Annotated in this window: 19 protein-coding genes and 3 pseudogenes; 10 read left to right on the top strand and 12 right to left on the bottom strand. The window is 68.1% G+C overall.

Annotated elements, in window-relative coordinates; translation table 11 throughout:
- The first annotated feature begins 486 nt into the window (after nucleotides 1-486).
- Nucleotides 487-825: a hypothetical protein gene (locus AB0D14_RS43690; protein ID WP_362790742.1), complete on the top strand. Its 339-nt coding sequence runs from the start codon at nucleotides 487-489 to the stop codon at nucleotides 823-825.
- A gap of 230 nt (nucleotides 826-1,055) precedes the next feature.
- Here AB0D14_RS43690 and AB0D14_RS43685 read toward each other — a convergent pair whose 3' ends face one another.
- Both AB0D14_RS43685 and AB0D14_RS43680 read right to left on the bottom strand, forming a co-directional pair.
- Nucleotides 1,056-1,871: a hypothetical protein gene (locus AB0D14_RS43685; protein WP_362790739.1), complete on the bottom strand. Its 816-nt coding sequence runs from the start codon at nucleotides 1,869-1,871 to the stop codon at nucleotides 1,056-1,058.
- A gap of 209 nt (nucleotides 1,872-2,080) precedes the next feature.
- Complete coding sequence (locus AB0D14_RS43680; protein WP_362790736.1) at nucleotides 2,081-2,458, bottom strand: hypothetical protein; 378 nt, start codon at nucleotides 2,456-2,458, stop codon at nucleotides 2,081-2,083.
- Between the two features lie 448 nt (nucleotides 2,459-2,906).
- Between AB0D14_RS43680 and AB0D14_RS43675 the strand changes: the two genes are divergently transcribed.
- A complete protein-coding gene (locus AB0D14_RS43675) occupies nucleotides 2,907-3,413 on the top strand; it encodes a hypothetical protein (RefSeq protein WP_362790733.1) in 507 nt (168 codons plus the stop codon).
- Between the two features lie 370 nt (nucleotides 3,414-3,783).
- Here AB0D14_RS43675 and AB0D14_RS43670 read toward each other — a convergent pair whose 3' ends face one another.
- Together AB0D14_RS43670 and AB0D14_RS43665 are read right to left on the bottom strand one after the other, a co-directional pair.
- Nucleotides 3,784-4,089 (bottom strand): DUF6247 family protein, encoded by a 306-nt coding sequence (locus tag AB0D14_RS43670; RefSeq protein WP_362790748.1) that lies wholly within the window; start codon nucleotides 4,087-4,089, stop codon nucleotides 3,784-3,786.
- Between the two features lie 88 nt (nucleotides 4,090-4,177).
- Complete coding sequence (locus tag AB0D14_RS43665) at nucleotides 4,178-4,642, bottom strand: hypothetical protein (protein ID WP_362790730.1); 465 nt, start codon at nucleotides 4,640-4,642, stop codon at nucleotides 4,178-4,180.
- On the opposite strand from AB0D14_RS43665, the gene AB0D14_RS43660 reads away from it, so the two are divergent.
- Both AB0D14_RS43660 and AB0D14_RS43655 read left to right on the top strand, forming a co-directional pair.
- A complete protein-coding gene (locus tag AB0D14_RS43660; RefSeq protein ID WP_362790727.1) occupies nucleotides 4,628-4,927 on the top strand; it encodes a nitronate monooxygenase in 300 nt (99 codons plus the stop codon). The two genes, AB0D14_RS43665 and AB0D14_RS43660, sit on opposite strands and share 15 nt — an antisense overlap.
- A 65-nt stretch (nucleotides 4,928-4,992) precedes the next feature.
- Nucleotides 4,993-5,886, top strand: a complete 894-nt coding sequence (locus tag AB0D14_RS43655; RefSeq protein WP_362790725.1) for an alpha/beta hydrolase — start codon at nucleotides 4,993-4,995, stop codon at nucleotides 5,884-5,886.
- A gap of 222 nt (nucleotides 5,887-6,108) precedes the next feature.
- On the opposite strand, the gene AB0D14_RS43650 is transcribed toward AB0D14_RS43655, so the two are convergent.
- Nucleotides 6,109-6,735 carry a hypothetical protein gene (locus AB0D14_RS43650; protein ID WP_362790723.1) on the bottom strand — a complete coding sequence of 209 codons (627 nt, stop codon included), beginning with the start codon at nucleotides 6,733-6,735 and terminating at the stop codon, nucleotides 6,109-6,111.
- Between the two features lie 641 nt (nucleotides 6,736-7,376).
- On the opposite strand from AB0D14_RS43650, the gene AB0D14_RS43645 reads away from it, so the two are divergent.
- Entirely contained in the window at nucleotides 7,377-8,576 is a 1,200-nt protein-coding gene (locus AB0D14_RS43645) for an IS110 family transposase (protein WP_362790720.1), read from the top strand.
- Here AB0D14_RS43645 and AB0D14_RS43640 read toward each other — a convergent pair.
- From AB0D14_RS43640 to AB0D14_RS43615, 6 genes and pseudogenes are all read right to left on the bottom strand, one after another.
- Nucleotides 8,540-8,971, bottom strand: a pseudogene (locus AB0D14_RS43640) (RNA-guided endonuclease TnpB family protein); the annotation flags it as partial. The gene AB0D14_RS43645 and the pseudogene AB0D14_RS43640 overlap by 37 nt on opposite strands.
- A 32-nt stretch (nucleotides 8,972-9,003) precedes the next feature.
- A complete protein-coding gene (locus AB0D14_RS43635; protein ID WP_362790745.1) occupies nucleotides 9,004-9,990 on the bottom strand; it encodes an IS3 family transposase in 987 nt (328 codons plus the stop codon).
- 36 nt (nucleotides 9,991-10,026) lie between these two features.
- On the bottom strand, nucleotides 10,027-10,410 hold the full coding sequence (locus AB0D14_RS43630) for a transposase (RefSeq protein WP_362790718.1): 384 nt from the start codon (nucleotides 10,408-10,410) through the stop codon (nucleotides 10,027-10,029).
- A 268-nt stretch (nucleotides 10,411-10,678) separates the two neighbouring features.
- A complete protein-coding gene (locus AB0D14_RS43625) occupies nucleotides 10,679-10,972 on the bottom strand; it encodes a transposase (RefSeq protein WP_362790715.1) in 294 nt (97 codons plus the stop codon).
- Between the two features lie 86 nt (nucleotides 10,973-11,058).
- A pseudogene (locus tag AB0D14_RS43620) lies at nucleotides 11,059-11,868 on the bottom strand (transposase); the annotation flags it as partial.
- A gap of 59 nt (nucleotides 11,869-11,927) precedes the next feature.
- Nucleotides 11,928-12,251 (bottom strand): hypothetical protein, encoded by a 324-nt coding sequence (locus tag AB0D14_RS43615; protein ID WP_362790712.1) that lies wholly within the window; start codon nucleotides 12,249-12,251, stop codon nucleotides 11,928-11,930.
- Between the two features lie 600 nt (nucleotides 12,252-12,851).
- Between AB0D14_RS43615 and AB0D14_RS43610 the strand changes: the two genes are divergently transcribed.
- The 4 genes from AB0D14_RS43610 to AB0D14_RS43595 all read left to right on the top strand — a co-directional run bounded on the left by AB0D14_RS43610 (nucleotide 12,852) and on the right by AB0D14_RS43595 (nucleotide 15,463).
- Nucleotides 12,852-13,292 carry an ALF repeat-containing protein gene (locus tag AB0D14_RS43610; RefSeq protein ID WP_362790709.1) on the top strand — a complete coding sequence of 147 codons (441 nt, stop codon included), beginning with the start codon at nucleotides 12,852-12,854 and terminating at the stop codon, nucleotides 13,290-13,292.
- Nucleotides 13,293-13,519: 227 nt separating this feature from the next.
- Nucleotides 13,520-14,296 carry a hypothetical protein gene (locus AB0D14_RS43605; protein ID WP_362790706.1) on the top strand — a complete coding sequence of 259 codons (777 nt, stop codon included), beginning with the start codon at nucleotides 13,520-13,522 and terminating at the stop codon, nucleotides 14,294-14,296.
- 497 nt (nucleotides 14,297-14,793) lie between these two features.
- Nucleotides 14,794-15,072 carry a hypothetical protein gene (locus AB0D14_RS43600; protein WP_362790703.1) on the top strand — a complete coding sequence of 93 codons (279 nt, stop codon included), beginning with the start codon at nucleotides 14,794-14,796 and terminating at the stop codon, nucleotides 15,070-15,072.
- Nucleotides 15,073-15,082: 10 nt separating this feature from the next.
- Nucleotides 15,083-15,463 (top strand): transposase family protein, encoded by a 381-nt coding sequence (locus AB0D14_RS43595; protein ID WP_362790701.1) that lies wholly within the window; start codon nucleotides 15,083-15,085, stop codon nucleotides 15,461-15,463.
- A gap of 26 nt (nucleotides 15,464-15,489) precedes the next feature.
- Here the strand turns inward: AB0D14_RS43595 and AB0D14_RS43590 are convergent.
- Nucleotides 15,490-16,034: pseudogene (locus AB0D14_RS43590) on the bottom strand (IS5 family transposase); the annotation flags it as partial.
- Between the two features lie 94 nt (nucleotides 16,035-16,128).
- Between AB0D14_RS43590 and AB0D14_RS43585 the strand changes: the two are divergent.
- Entirely contained in the window at nucleotides 16,129-16,434 is a 306-nt protein-coding gene (locus tag AB0D14_RS43585; protein WP_362790698.1) for a DUF4158 domain-containing protein, read from the top strand.
- Nucleotides 16,435-16,524 lie beyond the last annotated feature (90 nt).

Raw genomic sequence — 16,524 nt, 5'->3', positions numbered from 1 at the left:
TTCTTATCCCGATTGCTCGCCTGGATCCAAATTTTTGTGGCCACACTCTCCACGGAACGGCACCGTAGGTCAGCAGGCTCTGACCCACGACGTTGTGTGCAGCAGTCGTGCATAGATCTCCTGCGGAACATTGCAGATTTGCGATGTTATGCAGCCGCCGCGGCTCCGTGGGTCCTGCTGCTGGCTCTACAGCAGGATGCGCCGACCGGAAGGCGGCGAGCAGCAGCTGCCCGTCATGGCGCCGGTCGGGGCCGGCCTCCGACCCGTGCAGCAGCCTTGTGCTACGCGGGCCCATGTAAATGCTGCGCTGCAGCAACTACATCGCCCTGCCGCGATCCGACGACGACCACCAGGAGCAGCACCAGGTGACCTCTGACAGGCGATCTTGACCGATTGCCAAAAGATCTTGACGGCTCGGCGTCTTCCGCTCGGGTCATGCCCATGATCAGCGGAACTCCCAAGTCCCGGCGATGCGTCTCACCGGGTATGGAAACTGAACAGACGATCCGACGCGAAGCCGTCACCGGTGCTGCGGGATGTATGACAGCGGTGCTCGGCGCGCTGGCGGGCTTCGCGGTCTGGCTCCCGCACGGCCGGTGGGGCCTGTCCGGCAGTTTCGAGGGCGAGACCAACCCGGACGTGCTCTGGCTGGGCCTGCCGGTCCTGGTGTTCGGAGGGATCGCCGCCAGCCTGGCTGTTTTCGTCGCTCTACGGGGCCGATGGCGCAGCGCGCTCACACTGGCTATGGCCGTTGCGGGGCTCGCTGCCTTTGGGTACGGCTTCGATGTCCTGGCCGGCCCGCCGCACTGTGCGCCATCTTGCTGAGCTTGCTGTGCGAATAGCCGGGCGGCCGGATCACGATGCTGCGACTTCGCTACCCGACTTAAGTCGAGCTGTACCCGTACCTCCTCTGCTCTGCTCGGTCAAAGTCACCTGACAAACAGTCAAGGTCGCCTGACAGAGGACACCAGGTCCCCGCCGCAGGCCTTCGCCTCACACTTGACAGCCTCACAGCGCACCGTGTTCACCAGGGAAAACGGCGTGTGAGGCTCACATCAGCAGCCGGGCAGGAGTGAGCGTCGGCGGTCAGGGGACGGTGCCGTGCAGGGCGCGGCGGTCCCCGGATATGGCGTAGCGGCGGGCGGCGAGGCCGTTCGTGAGGGGCTCGCCGATCGCGTCGCACAGCGGGGCGAGGACGTCAGCCGCGGCCGGGTCGGACGGTAGGCCGGGGCGACTTCGAGCATCAGTTCCCCGATCCGGTGCGTGCTGGCGGTGAGGTCGTCGACGACGCGGCGGAGTTCGGCGAGTGCGGGATCCGTCGGCGGATCGGCGGGCGGCGGAGGCGGGGCGGTGCGGACGTCGCGGACGGCCTGGCGGACCATGGCGCGCACGGTCGGCTCATCGAGGGCCGTCAGGCCGCTGTGGGTGAGCGCGGCGAGTCGGCGAGTGATCACCGCCGCGACGACGTCCGTACGGCCGGAGACGGTGATCAAGGCGCGTTGGGAGAGGCCGTAGTCGAGCGCGGCCGCGGCGCCCGGGTTGCTGTCTCGCGTGCGAGACGTCCCGGGGCCGGCTGCGACCGCGTCGTGGATCGCGGCCAGGGCGCGGGCGACATCGAGCAGCCTGTACGCCTGGGCGCGGCTGATGCCGAACTCCGTGTCGCAGTACGACTCCCAGCTGCTGTAGCCGAGCGGTACCCAGACGCGGGCGGCGTGCGCGTCGCGGACCCGGGCGGCGAGCACCGCGACCGTACGCCGGACGTCGTCCATCGCGTCGCGCAGCCCGGCCGTCATCTCCCGGGCGCGGGCCGCGGTCAGCGGCGGCCGCGCCCGTTCGGCGCCGTGCTCCTGGTCCTCGTCGTGCTCGCCCACGACTCCATCGTCCTCCGCGCCGACGGGCCGGGCCAGGTGTGCGCGGATGTCCTCTGGCAGGTGTTCTTGACCGTTTGCCAGGCGAGTTCGACCGGCCGGGGGGCCTACAGGTCGGCGTCTGCTTGGCGGGCCCGCGCTCACTGTTCTTCGAAGTCTCCCCGGCCGATCTCCTGGCCTGTTAAGCGATCCCGGTTTCGAGAGCGGTGAACTTACCGTCGGGGTGCTTCAAGGAAGGGGTCGACGGTGCACACCTCGTTGAGCCAGGCCACGATGGCCCTCTCAACGTCCGTCTTCGTCGGGTTGGCCGGGTTCGGGCGGAGGTCAGGCACGGTCGTGCCCCCCTGAACCTGGCACCCAGTCGTAATCGGGTCAGGCTCGGCCTGGGCGGCCTGGGCGGCCTGGGCGCTGGCGACACCTACGGTCAGCATTCCGACGGCCAGAGCGCCGGCGGCTGCGGCCCGTGCAGCAAACCGCCAGGTGGTGCGGCTGATCATCATGAGATCCTCCATCTTGTCATTCCGTTCAACGGCGTCGGCTCCTGCTCGGCCTGCTAACAACGCAAGATCGCAAAAGGTCACCTCAGTCACTGTTGATCACCACGCGACGTCGCCTTCTGGCACTTAAAGAGCGCAGCCCAGCGGGGCACGAGGCAAGGCATGCCGACCCCGGTCGAACTCACCTGGCAAACGGTCAAGAACACCGGGCAGAGGACAGCGGAAGCGTGGCCGCGAGCTCCGTCTCACAGCCTCACAGGTCACCGCGTCTACCTGGGGAAACGCCCTGTGAGCCTTATAGACCTCACAGCGTGACACCGTGGGCGCGCGGGTCTGTCACAGGCCCGGAGCGACGCCGCCACAGGCCTGAGACTCGAAGTCCCGACAGTTCGGCCGGCACCCGAATGGCGGCGGTCAGCGTGGCTCGGGCGTGCCCGTGTCGTTGAGCATCGGGAAGCGACCACGACGTCGTCAGGTCACCGGCCGCGCTGTAGGCCCTGTGGTGGGGCGCTGACCGCCGTAGCAACGCGAACGAGGACCGATGCCGAAGAAGCCCGCCCACGACCCGACGCACGGCTACGACCACGACACGCGGACCGTGCGTGTCCACCACCATGATCTGGCGCGGCTGCTGCTGATGTTCCGCTCGCTGATGCGCGACCAGAAGCCGGGATCGTGGGATCACATGAGGGACTACGACCTGTCCTTCGAGCGCCTCGCGGACGCGGTCGATGCCAGCTCGCAGATCCGGTACGGCAAGCGCTGGACGGGGCCCGATCTGCGGATGCGCTGCACCACCACCGAGCTGGTCTACGACTGGCCGAACGGTGCCCCGTACGACGGGGAGGCGACCTTCACCTGGATGGTGCCGGGCTACGGCTCGCACGCCACCAAGGACGAACGCTTCCGGGGCGTCACGCACAAGGCGCTGTGCGGGTTCAGCTGGGCGAAGGGCGACAGGCCGCGCCGGGTGGAGGACCTGCCGGACTGTCCCGAGTGCCGGCGAGAGGTCCAGCTCGGTGCCGAACGGGCCCGCGGCCGCTGGTGACTACCGGTTGCCGCCCGGGTGGCAACCGGTGGATACGGCCGTGGCTACGATGCAAAACGCCCCGCCCCCCTGGCAGTTCAAGTGCCAGGGGGGCGGGGCGTTGTCACCGGGTGGGCTATCCGAGCCAGGTGATGGTGAGGACCGACAGGTGGCGCAGCGGCCGGTTCACCCAATAGGTGACGGAGAGCTGGCCGACGGAGGCGTGGCGGACGTCCTCGCCTTCGGGGTCGTCGGCGTTGAAGCCGGAACCCCCACGGGTCGGCCGCGGCTGCGTCCAGGACGTCCCACACGGTGTCTTCCGCGTGCCCGGGCAGGGTGTCGAGAACCTTGGCGGCCGGGGCGGAGAAGCGGACCGCGTAGGGCTGTCCGGTCACCGGCGCCTGCCGCGGAGCTCCGCCATGTCGATGAAGTCGCTGTCGTCGTAGCCGGAGGCGACGAACGCGTCGACCGCCGGGGCGGAGGCGATAAGGCCCTGCCACTCCTGGACGACCTCATACAGGGCGGCGAGGGAGAAGGTGCGGCGGGATTCCTCGAGGGCGGTCGCCCACTGCTGTTCGAAGGCCGGCACCCACTGCGGGGCGCGCCGGTCGGCGCGCAGCTGGGCGAGGAGTTCGGCCGGAGCTCCCGGGGCGGGGGCGTACGGCGGGAGGGGTGCGTGGTCGGGCTGCGCGCTCATCGGCTGGTCCTCCCGGCGGGTCGTACCGCCACGGTACGCGCGCCGGGAGGCCGTGGATGGGGGCATGGGACAGATCCCTCCTACTGGATCAGGCCGCTGGCGACAGCGTGGGGGCGTGAGGGGATGACTGCTGGGAGAGGAACTGGCCGTAGGCGGTTTCCGCGAACCACCAGGCGGCGGGTGAGTGTCGCTTCGTGCGCCACGGCCGCGGTTCCACCAGTGTCTCCAGGTGCCCGTCGGGGTGCTGGAGGGTGACGCCGATGCCGTAGTAGCCGAACTCCAGCAGTGTCTCCGGGTAGTTCACGCTGGGAGCCCTGGTGATGATCACCTGGCGCGGGCAGAACGTCGTGAACTTCTCTGCCGCGTCCCAGGCCAGTTGGGAGGCGCTCGCGGCCCGTACCGTGGCCAGCCGCACCCGGCACGGACGCGTGACGTGCCGGACGACCTGGCCGCCGGTGACGGTGCAGATCCCGGCGGGGGCCCCACGGACATAGGCGCGTTGGTGATCAGTGAGGGCCGCGAGCGGGACGGGCAGGCCATGGGGCAGCGCCATCAGCAAGTCCAGCTGCCTGTCATCGCCGCGGGCGGAATCGCCACTTCCGCCGACGTGACGGCCGCGCTGCGCGCCGGCGCGGTGGCCGCCATGGTCGGCACAGTTCTGCTGCGCACCCAGGAGAGCGGACCAACCGGGCTCAGGCCGCTGTTGCGGCCCCGGCTGCCTCCGACGGACGCAGCCAGGTCGGCTTGGAGCCACATGGGGCCTGGACGAACAGGCGGGGCTACGCCTGGAGCGTCTATCCATCCTTCGGCAATCGGCTCGTGGTCGCCCCTTGCGTGATCAGTGACGAGCCTCCATTATCAGGAATCCTGATACTTTAAGTTTGTAGCGATGGGACCCCAATCATGTCATTCAGGCTCAGAATCAAGGCCAGAGGGGTTCAGCTGTTGCTCGGCCGAGTGATGAGCCGCGTGCACAAGGATCTGCGCTTCACCGACATCCCGAAGCGCACGGAATCCATCCGGGTGGAGACCGGCGCCGGACCGGTGACCTGCACCATCTACCGCCCGTCGGCCTCCGCCGCAGCCCCTGTCCCCGTGTACGTCAACTTCCACGGCGGCGGGTTCGTGGTCGCCCGCCCCCAGCAGGACGACCACATCTGCCGCTACATAGCGGCCACTGCCGGCTGTGTGGTGATCAACGTGGACTACGCCGTCGCCCCGCAGCGGCCGTACCCTGTAGCCGTCACTCAGGCGTACGACGTCACCGCCTGGGTGGCCGAGAACGGCACCGCCAACAACTGGGACGGCTCGCGACTCGCCGTGGGCGGACACAGCGCCGGGGCCAACCTGACCGCTGCGGTCTGCCGCACAGCTCGGGACCGCGCCACCTTCACGCCTCGCCTCCAGATCATCGACTCAGCACCGCTCGACCAGCTCGCCGACCCGGCCACCAAGCAGTCACCCATCGCCAAGCCCCTGCTTACCCCTCAGCTCATGCGGGTCTTCACCGCCGCCTACGTCCCTGATCCCGGCGACCTCGCCCATCCGCTGGTGTCGCCCGGACTGGCCGACGACCTCGCCGGACTGCCCCCCGCGCTGGTCATCACCGCGGAGAACGACCGCCTGCGCGACGAGGGCGATGCCTACGCCAAGGCATTGGAGGCTGCCGGCGTTCCGGTCACCCACCGTTGCTTCGAGGGTGTCGACCACTACTTCACCCACACCGGACCGGTACCGGCCGGGAAGGGAGCCATCGATCTGATGGCCACCACCCTGCACACGGCACTCACCTCCTGACCGCCGACAGGGGCCAACAGTCCTTGTGACAACACGCTGCCTGTGTGACACCTGTCGTGCTTCGGCTCATGGCCGTGAGCCGAAGCACGACAGTTGTCACCGGTAGAGCTGATTGAGGTGATGTATGAGACCGGTCGAAGCAGCTTGATTGTCACCAGTTAGGCACGCGGCTTGTCACAGAGCCGCGTTCAGGGTCAATGAGGCCGATCAGGAAACGACCGCTCAGTATCTCCAGCTAGCGTTGATGGTGACGTTCTCGCCGGTGTTCTTGGTGACTCCGACGCACACGTCACGCCAGTCGAGCAGCCAGCCGCTGGAGTGGCAGCTCCCTTGCTGGAGGCCCAGTTCGCGGATGATCTCCGGACGGGACAGGCCGTCCTGGCTGGTGACCGTCGCGGCGCGCCAGCAGCCACCGGACCCGCAGCTGGTGCCCTCGTTGACCATGGTGATGCCTGGCGGCAAGGAGGGGAGGGCCTTGGACGGCGGGGCGTCCGAGCCCTCGCTGAGCATCAGCGCGTACAGGAGGCCGACCACGAGGGTGAGGGCGAACTGCATTCCCAGGAAGCCGGTCGCTCCGTTGCGGAGGGAGATCCATTTTGGGGAAGGGGGGTTCTCGTGCCGTCCTTCCAGTCTCACGCCACAGGCGACGAGCAGGGACGCGAAAACCGTGAACAGGAGATGGGCATCGGGCCTGGGGGCGTCGATCCAGCCCTGCTGGACGCCGATGAGCAGACTCGCTCCGGCGACCAGCATGCCGCCGATCGCGAAGCCGACGGGGCGGGTGCGGGCGATCATCATCCAGACGACGGCGGGCGCGACGGCGAAGAATATCCCCAGGACGATCAGCATGTACGGGGAGACGTGCCGCCCCGAGCACCCGGTTCCACACGGCCGGGGCTCACCTCAGCTTGATCTTTATCTTCCGACCTCGAACGGTGTCTCGAACTGGGTCGCTCACCTGGGAGTTCGCCGGACGTGAGGGCGGCCTTCGTCTGATCCTGTGTTCCGACCAAGGAATGCACATGACCACGACGAAGGCCACCAGGGGTGAGTCTGCTGCATCACGATGTCCGGCAGGGAGCGTTCGCGGAAGCGTCACGCTTCCCTACGTTGTTCTGCGGGACGCGGTGAGCCCTTCGTATGGTTGACCCGCCCAGGGGTGTCGCAGGGCCCCGGCGTTTGCCCGGGTCGCCCCGACCTGGGCTGGTTGATCATGCTGGCGTGCCCCGGAAGCAGGTGAACACGGCACCGGTGGATCATGGAGTCCTACCTTTCTTGATGTGGGTCTGAGCTGGTCATTCGTAAGATCAGCGGGGCCCAGGGGTTCCGGGTATGGCTGTCATGGAGTCGCCGCTGGATGGCTCAGAGAACTTGGCCGCCCGGAACCCCGCGACGACTCGACCGCTAATTGGGAGACGCGACGCGATCGCTTTGTAGGACAACGTCGGCGAGGTCGTCTGCTGGGTTGGTGTAACGACGAGCTGACGGAGGTGGCTGTGCCCGAGATCTGGGCCGGAGTGGACATCGGCAAGGAACATCACCACTTCGTGGTGATCGACGCGCAGGGCAAGCGGCTGCTGTCGCGTCGGATCCTGAACGACGAGGCTGAGTTGCTCCAGCTCATCGCTGACGTACTGGAGCTGTCGCGGGATGTGCTGTGGGCGGTGGACATCAGCCACGGCGGGGCCGCGCTCCTGCTTGGTCTGCTGGTCAGTCACGACCAGCACATCACCTACATCACCGGCCTGGCCATCCACCGTGCATCGGCCGGCTACCGGGGCCAGGCGAAGACCGACGCGAAGGACGCCTTCGTCATCGCCGACCAGGCCCGCATGCGCACCGACCTCGGTGTCCTGCGGCCCGGCGACGAGATATCGGTCGACCTGCGCACCCTGGTCACCCGCCGCACTGATCTGGTCTGCGACCGGACTCGGCAGATCAACCGCCTGCGCGCCCAACTCTTGTCAATCTTTCCTGCGTTGGAACGCTCGTTGGACCTGACGAAGAAGGGGCCGGTCCTGTTGCTGACCGGCTACCAGGCCCCGGCCGCGATCCGGCGCGCCGGCGCCTCCCGGATCGCGACATGGTTGAAAAACCGCAAGGTCCGCAACAGCGCGGCCCTGGCCCGGACCGTTGTGGAGGCCGCTGAGGCCCAGTTCACCGCACTGCCCGGCGAGAAACTCGCGGCCACCATGGTGGCCCGCCTGGCGAAAGGGGTGATGGCCCTCGATGAGGAGATCGCCGAGCTCGAAACCCTGATCGAGGCCCGGTTTCGCGAGCACCCGCACGCCGAGGTGATTCAGAGCCTGCCTGGCATGGGCACCATGCTGAGCGCGGAGTTCCTCGCTGCGACCGGCGGCGACATGGACACCTTCGGCACCGCCGACCGCCTGGCCGGCTACGCCGGCCTCGCACCCGTCCCCCGCGACTCCGGACGCGTCAGCGGCGGCAACCTCCACCGCCCACGCCGCTACCACCGCGGCCTGCTCCGGGCCTTCTACCTCTCGGCCTTCGCCAGCCTGCGGAACTGTCCCGCCTCGAAACAGTTCTATGAGCGCAAGCGGGCCGAGGGCAAGGGGCACAAACAGGCGCTGCTGGCACTCGCCCGCCGCCGGGCCAACGTCCTGTGGGCCATGATCCGCGACGGAGCGTGCTACCAAGCCACACCACCAGTCACTGCAGCGGCTTGACAACGGCATTGGGAAGTTTCTTCGCGCTGTGCCGGGACTGCTCCCGGTCTTACCGGGGCTCCGCAGGCCGATACCGCCAGTCCGGCGGCCGTCTTCACATTTTTTGCGGCATTGACATCCCGGTCGTGGACGGTGCCGCAGGCGGCGCACGTCCACTCCCGGATGTTGAGGGGCTTGGGTCCGTCTTTGACGCCGCAGGTGGAGCAGGTCTGGCTGGTCGGCTCGAACCGGCCGATCTTGACCAGGGTCCGCCCGTACCGCTTGGCCTTGTACTGGAGCATGTTGACGAACGACGACCATCCGGCGTCGTGCACGGACTTGGCCAGTCTGGTGCGCGCCAGCCCCGCCACCGCCAGGTCCTCCACGGCGATCCCTTGGTTCTCGGAGATCAGCTTGAAGTTCCCCCCGCGAACTGGACAGCGGGTGTTTACGCTGCCGGGACGAGGTTCTGCCTGAGCAAGGATCTCGTTTCGAGCGGGGTGACGTACCCGTAGTCGGGGTGCCGACGGAGCCGGCTGCGGTTGTACTCGACCTCGACGTAGCGGAAAACATCGGCCCGGGCGGCCTCGCGGGTCTCCCACATGGTCGTCCCGATCTCCGCTTTCAGGATGGCGAACCAGCTTTCCGCGGCGGCATTATCGTAACAAGAGCCGACGCGCCCCATCGACTGCCTCATGCGCAACTTGCGTATTTCACCGCGGAATTCGTCACTCGTGTACTCGCTGCCGCGATCCGTATGCATGACGCAACCCTGCTCCAGGCCGCCACGCCCGGCCGCCATCCGCAAGGCGGCGACCGGCAGCTCGGCGCGGTGATGGTCGGCCATCGCCCAGCCGACCACCTCCCGCGTCGCGAGATCGATACAGGTCGCCAGATACAACTTCCCTTCCAGCGTGTGGAGTTCAGTCATGTCGCCGACGAGCCGCATCCCGGGCCGGGGCGCGGTGAAGTCCCGGCCGATCAGGTCGAGCGCGAACACCGCCCGTTTCGCCTGCCGGGTCAGGCCCCGCCGCCGGCGGCGGGTGATCCCGACGATCCGGTGCTTGCGCATCAGCCGCTCGATCTTCTTGGAGTTCACCACCCGCCCGGCCCGCCGCAGGGCGGCATGGATCCGCGGGGCCCCGTAGGCACCCCGAGATCCGGCGTGAAGCACCCGGATCTCGCCCACCAGCACCTCCTCGGCCCGCTCCCGCACCGTCCGGGCCGGCCGTGACGCCCTGTGCGCGTAGTAGGTGGAACGGGGCACTCCCAGCACACGGCACAGAAACGCAACGCTGTGACCTGCAGGATTACCCTCCGATGCCTTCTCCGCATCGATGAAACGACACCGCGCCACAGTGTCTACCTCATCTTGTCCTGAGCGAAGAAGGCGGTCGCTGAGATGTGAATCCGAGAGTTCGTGGGCAGCGCGGATTCCAGCGGGATGGCAGACGGGTCCGGCTTCGGTGGATCAGGCCGGTGGTGCTGAGGCCGGTTCGATGGTGACGTCGTAGCCGAGTGCTTCGAGCTGGGCGATCCACACCGAGTCCGCCACATCGGTCTTGCGCCCCGGCACGTTCCGCAGATGCGCGGCGTTCACCAGCCAGCAGGTGAACCGGTCTTCCAGCGACGTGAACACCGGCTTCCAGTACACCCCGGTCGCCTCCATGCCGACCAGCTCGACGCTTTCGCAGGCCAGCCAGTCACTCAGCTCCGCCAGCGCCCGCATCGTGGTCCTAAACGTCCGGGTCTGCGTCGACCGCGAACCACGCCGCTTCCCCGGCGACCGCACCGTCGCCACCACCGTGTCCCGGTGCACGTCCAGTCCGGCGCACCGCTCGTACAACACCTGCATTGATGCCCCTCCTCCGTGACGGCGCGTCAAGGCGTGCCGTCCGGAAGGGGCCTACTGATCCAAAGAGTCTGAGATTCGCGCTCGCAGCAGCAGTCAACAATCCCTCAAGCCCCAGCGTCATACTTTTCCCCGGACTCGTGGATACCAAGCGCAACCGACGTCTGCCCGGACGGCACCCCACCAGCGTCGGGGCGGCGCGGCGGAGCACTCAACCCGCGTGAGGAAGCGAACTACCCACCGGCCGGGAGCCGTTGCCCGCTTCGGATTCTCATCCCGCCACGGTGGCGGCGCGCAGCGCAGTCATGGGTACTTTTCCCAGAACCTCGATCGTGGCCTCCTGCTCGCGAACCTTCCGCCGCAGCCGGACCAACTCCTCACGCTCCGCAGTGGTCAAAGCCCCGGCGGGCCCCTCACCGCGGTCGACCTTCGCCTGCTTCACCCACCCGCGCAGCCCTTCCGGACTCACGCCCAGATCGCGCGCGACCTCCGTGACCGTCTTCTCCGAGGACAACGCCAAGGCGACCGCGTCCCGCTTGAACTCGGCCGTGTACCGCTTACTCATGTTGCTCTTGCTGCTCACTACCTGTGACTGCTTCCTCCGGGACCATCCGTCCCAGTATCAAGCTGTCCGGCCGGCAGGGGGAACCTCAGCTTGGTGGAGAGCTGGTGGTGGAACTCGTGGCGGGCGTCGGCGACCTGGGCGTGGGCGCGGGCAACCCTGAGCCGGGCTTTTTCGCGGTTCTTGGAGCCTTTCTGTTTGCGGGAGAGTTCCCGCTGGGTCTTCTTCAGTTTCTTCTCCGCGCGACGCAGAAACCGCGGGGAGTCGATTTTCGTGCCGTCGGACAGGATTGCGAAGTGTGTCAGGCCGAGGTCGATACCGATGGTCTGGTCGGTGTCGGGCATCCGGGCCGTGTCGGCGGCGGGGTCGGTGTCGATGACGAAGGAGGCGAAGAACCGGCCGGCCGCGTCCTTGACGACGGTGACCGAAGTGGGGGTGGTGGGCAGGGTGCGGGACCACTTCACCTTCACCGCCCCGATCCTCGGCAGGTTCAGCCGGCCGTTGTCGGTGATCTTCCAGCGGGCGTTGGCGGTGAACCGGACCGACTGACGGGTGTCCTTGCGGGACTTGAAGCGGGGCGGGCCGATCCTGGGGCCTTTGCGGGTGCCTTTGAGGGAGGCGAAGAAGTTGCGGTACGCGTTCTCGGCGTCGCGCAGGGACTGCTGCAGGACGACCGCGGAAACCTCACCCAGCCAGGAGCGCGCGGTGGTCTGCTTCGCCTGGGTGATCAGACGGGTGGACAGCTCGGCGGCCGTCGGGAACGGCTGCTGGGCCTTGCGGGCGTCCTCACGGGCCCGCACCGCGTCGTTGAACACGACACGGGCGCACCCGAACGCCCGCGCCAACGCCCTCTGCTGGCCGGGGTCCGGGTACAACCGGAAGACGTACCTGAGCTGCATGCCGATCACACTAGACAGGTCGAACGCACACCGTCACGACGGAACATTCGTACGAACCCTCACTGCCCTCGCAGCGCCGTCCGGCTCCGCCGGAAGGACACCGCGACGTTCCGCGTCGCGACCATCAGATTCGCTTCACCACCGGGCTGAAGCCCGATGCACTGCGAATGAATCCGGTAGCCCTCCTCATGGTGGGCCGGCGCACCCCGCGCGTCGCCGCGCGGCTCCGCGATGAAGCGCAGCCCGGCCAGGATCAGCGCGTTCGCCCCGTCGAGACCGACCTGGCGGTGCCATTCGAGCACCGTACGCATCCGGGCCCCGGCCTCGTCGAGGAGCTCCTCGCGGCGCGCCGAGACCGAGCCCCGGCTCCGCGTTGATCTCACCGGCGCGGAAGCCGAGTTCGGCGGCGAGGCGGCGGGACCGCTCGTGGTACTCCCGCGCCCTGCCGGCGTCGCCGGTGAGCAGCGCCGTCCGCCCGAGCCCGGACAGCAGGTCCGCGGCCTGGGTGGAGATGCCGAACACCTCGGCGGTGTCCAGCCCGCCGTGTCGCAGCCGGGCCGCCCGATCGTAGTCGCCGTGGATCTCGGCGACCGACGCCAGCGGGTACACCGACCACAACTGCCCGCACGCGTCCCCGACTTCTCCGAAGAGCTCCGCGCTGCGTCCCGCGTCCGCCTTCGCACCGGATAGATCCCCCCCCGTAGCAGCCGCTGTACGGACCGGTCCGCCGGAGCGGCCGAATCTCCCCACCCGACTGACCGTCACGTCTGCCTCCACGCCCCGCGAACAGCCGGCACTGCACCGTGATCGGCACACCCTCGAAGGCGCGTCGCCATGAAACACCGGCCACGTCCGCGGCGACGGTGCCCTGCGACCGCAGCGGGGCGACTGCCACTGTCAGACCCAGGTGGCAGCATCACCGAAGTGAACGCCCTGAGGCATCCTCAACTCACCTCCGTCGCAAACGAAGAGGAGCATTCCCCTTGCGACTGCATCGCGTAGCGCCCGGCATCGCCGCGGGCATCCTTGCCCCGGCCCTCCTGCTCACCACCCCGTCCTTCGCCGCCACGGCGGCACCGACCGCGGTGACGGTGCCCGCGGTGTCCTCGTCCGCGGACGAGCCGGACGTCGACGACCTGAGGGTGGCCATAGTCCGGATCCTCGCCGACCTGGACAGCGGCCGGCGTGTGACACGAGAAGCCAACGCCCTCCTGGACGTCAACGACCCCGAGGCGATGCGCGCCTGGCTGGAGACCGGCTACCGCATCGCCCAGGCCGAGGACGACCGCGTCGCCATTGCCCGCATCCTCGCTGATTCGTCCATCAGCCCGGCCCTGCGCGCGGCAGCCAACGCCGCCCTGGACGACAACACACCCGAAGCACTGCGCCACTTCCTGGAAGTCGGCAGGTACCAGATCGCCTGACTGGCACGGCGTCGCACCACAGCGCGTCGCCCGGGTGGCACCCCCTGCCGCACGCCCGGTCGCCGGAACGCCGAGAAGCCGGGCGGGGCAGCCTGCACCTCTGTGTGCCGGCGGCCCCGCCCGGCAGGCCCTGTGTCGACTCGGCGCCCTCCGCAGAGCTCTGTGGCCTCGCAGCCCGGTGCGGCATGGGCCACTGACACCTCCGACAGCAGAAAGCACATTCTTCGATGACCACACAACCCCTACGCACCGAGCGCAGCGGTCCGCAGACCGCTTCCGTCGTGACCGACCTGCCGTTCAAGCCTCAGCTCGTCAAAGCGGTGTTCAGGGACGTGACCTCGTTGCACGTCTCCCGGTCGGCCGCGTGGGCCGCCGCGTCGGTGACGCGGACCGTGCTGACGGAGATCATCGAGGGCGCGAGAAGCGCGGCGGCCGAGGAGGTCAGGAAGAGGCTGATTCCCAAGGACCTCATCTCGGCGATCGACCGGAACGTCGAGGTGGAGGTGGGATCGGCGTGGTACCACCACAGCCCGACCTTCCACGGCCTGATGGGCGAGGTGCGCAACGCCGATGGTGCGCTCGTGTCTCTTCGTGAGCGCCGCGGGGCGCGTACACCGAGTGGTGTGGCTGGCGCCCACCGGTTCGAGGCCGGGGTGAGAAGGCTGCTGGGGAGCCGGGGGGTGAGGGCGGTCCCGGCGATGGTCCGCGACCTGGACGGAATCGCGAGCGTGTTCCTGACGGCCCTGGCCCGGGACGCAGCCAAGGTCGTCCGCGAGGGCGGGGTCAAGCGGTTCGGGACGGTCAGTCTGGTGGTGCCAGGCGAGCCAGCCCCGGGCCCGCTGCTCAAGGACCCCCTCCTCGCCCTGTCCACCCGTCGCGGGGACGGGCGGACTGTTGGCGGGGACGACGTCCTGGCCGCAGTCACGATGCAGCTGTTGGGCGATCTCAGACAACGCGCCGTCACCGAGGCAGTCGAGATGACACGGAACACGTCGGCCAACTGATCGGGCCCGCCCCTGCGCTCTGCCCACTGCGCACGGTTCCCGGAATCTGCCGCCCGCATTCGGCTCCGGTCGGCTCGCGAAAGCGGGCTCGTCGCATGGGCGCGGACCGCCGGCCGCAGGCACCCCACGGGGAAGACCTCCGAGAGATGTCGGGGGAGGTCGACCTGGACAGAGATGCTGTCGTGCAGTAGGGCTGGCGACGCTGTTTGGCGGGCGCGGCGGCTGCGGTGGAACTTGGCGTCGACGCGCCGTCCGGGCGGTACCTCTGGCGTTTCCGTCTCGACAGAGGTCGATAGCCCAGAGTCCGGCGATGAAGTGCCGTGGGTGGTCCGGGCCGAAGCGCGAGGGGCTCACACGCGGGCATGTGTGCGTTCGCTGCGCCGCGCGGTGTACCACGGCGGAGACTGTGCGCCCATGCGCCCTTTCTACCGCCCTTGGCCTCCGTGTTCGGCGGCCCTCCAATGGTCGGGCGGCGCCACTGCGAGAGGAGCCGAGAAGTGATCAACACCTCCGAGACCCTGGCCGTGCAGACGATCGAGAACTTCCTCACCATCGACGAGACCGCTCAGGTCACCAAGATTGTCGACGACCAGCTCGCCGCCACCGGCTGGGTGCCCGCCCGCCCCAGCGAGGGACTGACGCCGCCCGACGCCGCACAGGAGATCCTGACAGCCGCGATCGACCGGGCAGGACGCGACGGCGGCCAACAGCACGTCAGACCAGACGCCGGCGAACAGTCCGCACCGCCTCACGCCGCATTCACTGCAGGACCCTGAACTGACCGGGATGACCCGCCAACACTTCAGCGAGCTCATCGACGCGCTGACTCCCGCACTGGAGGTTCAACGCGAGCGAGTGCTCCGCACACGCCACGGTCACGAGCGCCTCGTCGCCCCCGGTACAGGTGCCAAAGCCAAGCTCACCCCAGCTGACCGGATCCTGGCCACCGTGCTCCACCTGCGCAAACTCGCCACCATGGAACTCCTCGGCCAGCTCTTCGGCGTCACCGCGATGACCATCAGCCGCGCCAAACAGGAGGTCCGCCCACTCCTGGAAGCGCACGGTTGCCACATCCATGCCTCAACCGCCCGCCTGCGTACACCAGCCGACGTCGCGGCGTTCCTCACTTCCGAACCCACCCAAACCAAGGTCAAAAAGACGAGTTAAAGATCTGCACGCCCTAACAGATCATTTCAGAATGACGTTCGGAGCCGTCGCAAGCAGATGGTGCTGCAGGCGAGTTGGAGCAGGCCGAGGTGGAGGTCGGCGCGTATCTCGTAGCGGGTCCGCAGCCGTTTGAACTGATGGAGCCAGGCGGTGCACAAGGTCCGCTCGACGACCCAACGGGTCTTTCCCAGGCCGGAGCCGTGGGCGGTGCCTCTGCGGGCGATCTTCGGTGTGATGCCGCGGGCCCGGAGGAGGCGGCGGTACTTGTCGTAGTCGTAGCCCCGGTCGGCGAACAGGCGCCTGGGCCGGTGACGGGGCGGCCACGGGTCCCGCGGATGTGCCGTATCGCGTCCAGCAGCGGCATCAACTGCGTGACGTCATGACGGTTTCCGCCGGTCAGGGACACGGCAAGGGGTGTGTTCCGTTCCGGTCGGTGATCAGGTGGTGCTTGCTTCCCGGACGGGCGCGGTCGACCGGCGAAGGTCCGGTGTGAGCCCCCTTTCAGGGCCCGCATGTTCACCGAGTCGATCTCACAGCGGGACCAGTCCAACTCGCCGCGTGCACCCAATTCGTCATTGAACGCTAGGAAATGATCTTGGTTCGAGGGGTCTCGGTTCGATCACGGCCGGGACGGCTGTGACGCTTGTTGCCTAGCGTCACGGCTTGTGACGGTTGAGTATCTTTCAGAAGACCAGATAGCCCGGTACGGACGCTTTGCTGGGGAGCCGTCGGCGCAGGAGCTGGAGGAGTTCTTCCGGCTGGACGCGGAGGCGTTGGAGCAGGCGGCGGCCAAGCGGCGGTCTCACAACCGGCTGGGCTTCGCGGTGCAGTGGGGCACCGTACGGATGCTGGGTACCTCCTTGTCGGCGCCGGCCGAAGTTCCGTCGGGAGTGGCCGAGTTCGTCGCGGGGCAGTTGGGGATCGAGGATCCGTCGTGCCTGAAGGTGTACCCGGAGCGGCTGCCGACTTAGAAGTCATCTCATTTGGTTAGTCTGCGGCAGCAGATGAGGGTGCAGGCGATGCTGGTGAAGGCGAGGAAGTGGTCGGCTTTGCGTTCGTAG

The organism is Streptomyces sp. NPDC048484 (assembly GCF_040651415.1).
GTDB lineage: Bacteria > Actinomycetota > Actinomycetes > Streptomycetales > Streptomycetaceae > Streptomyces.
Note: the sequence above shows the minus strand (reverse complement) of the source record. Positions and strands in the feature narration are given on the sequence as shown.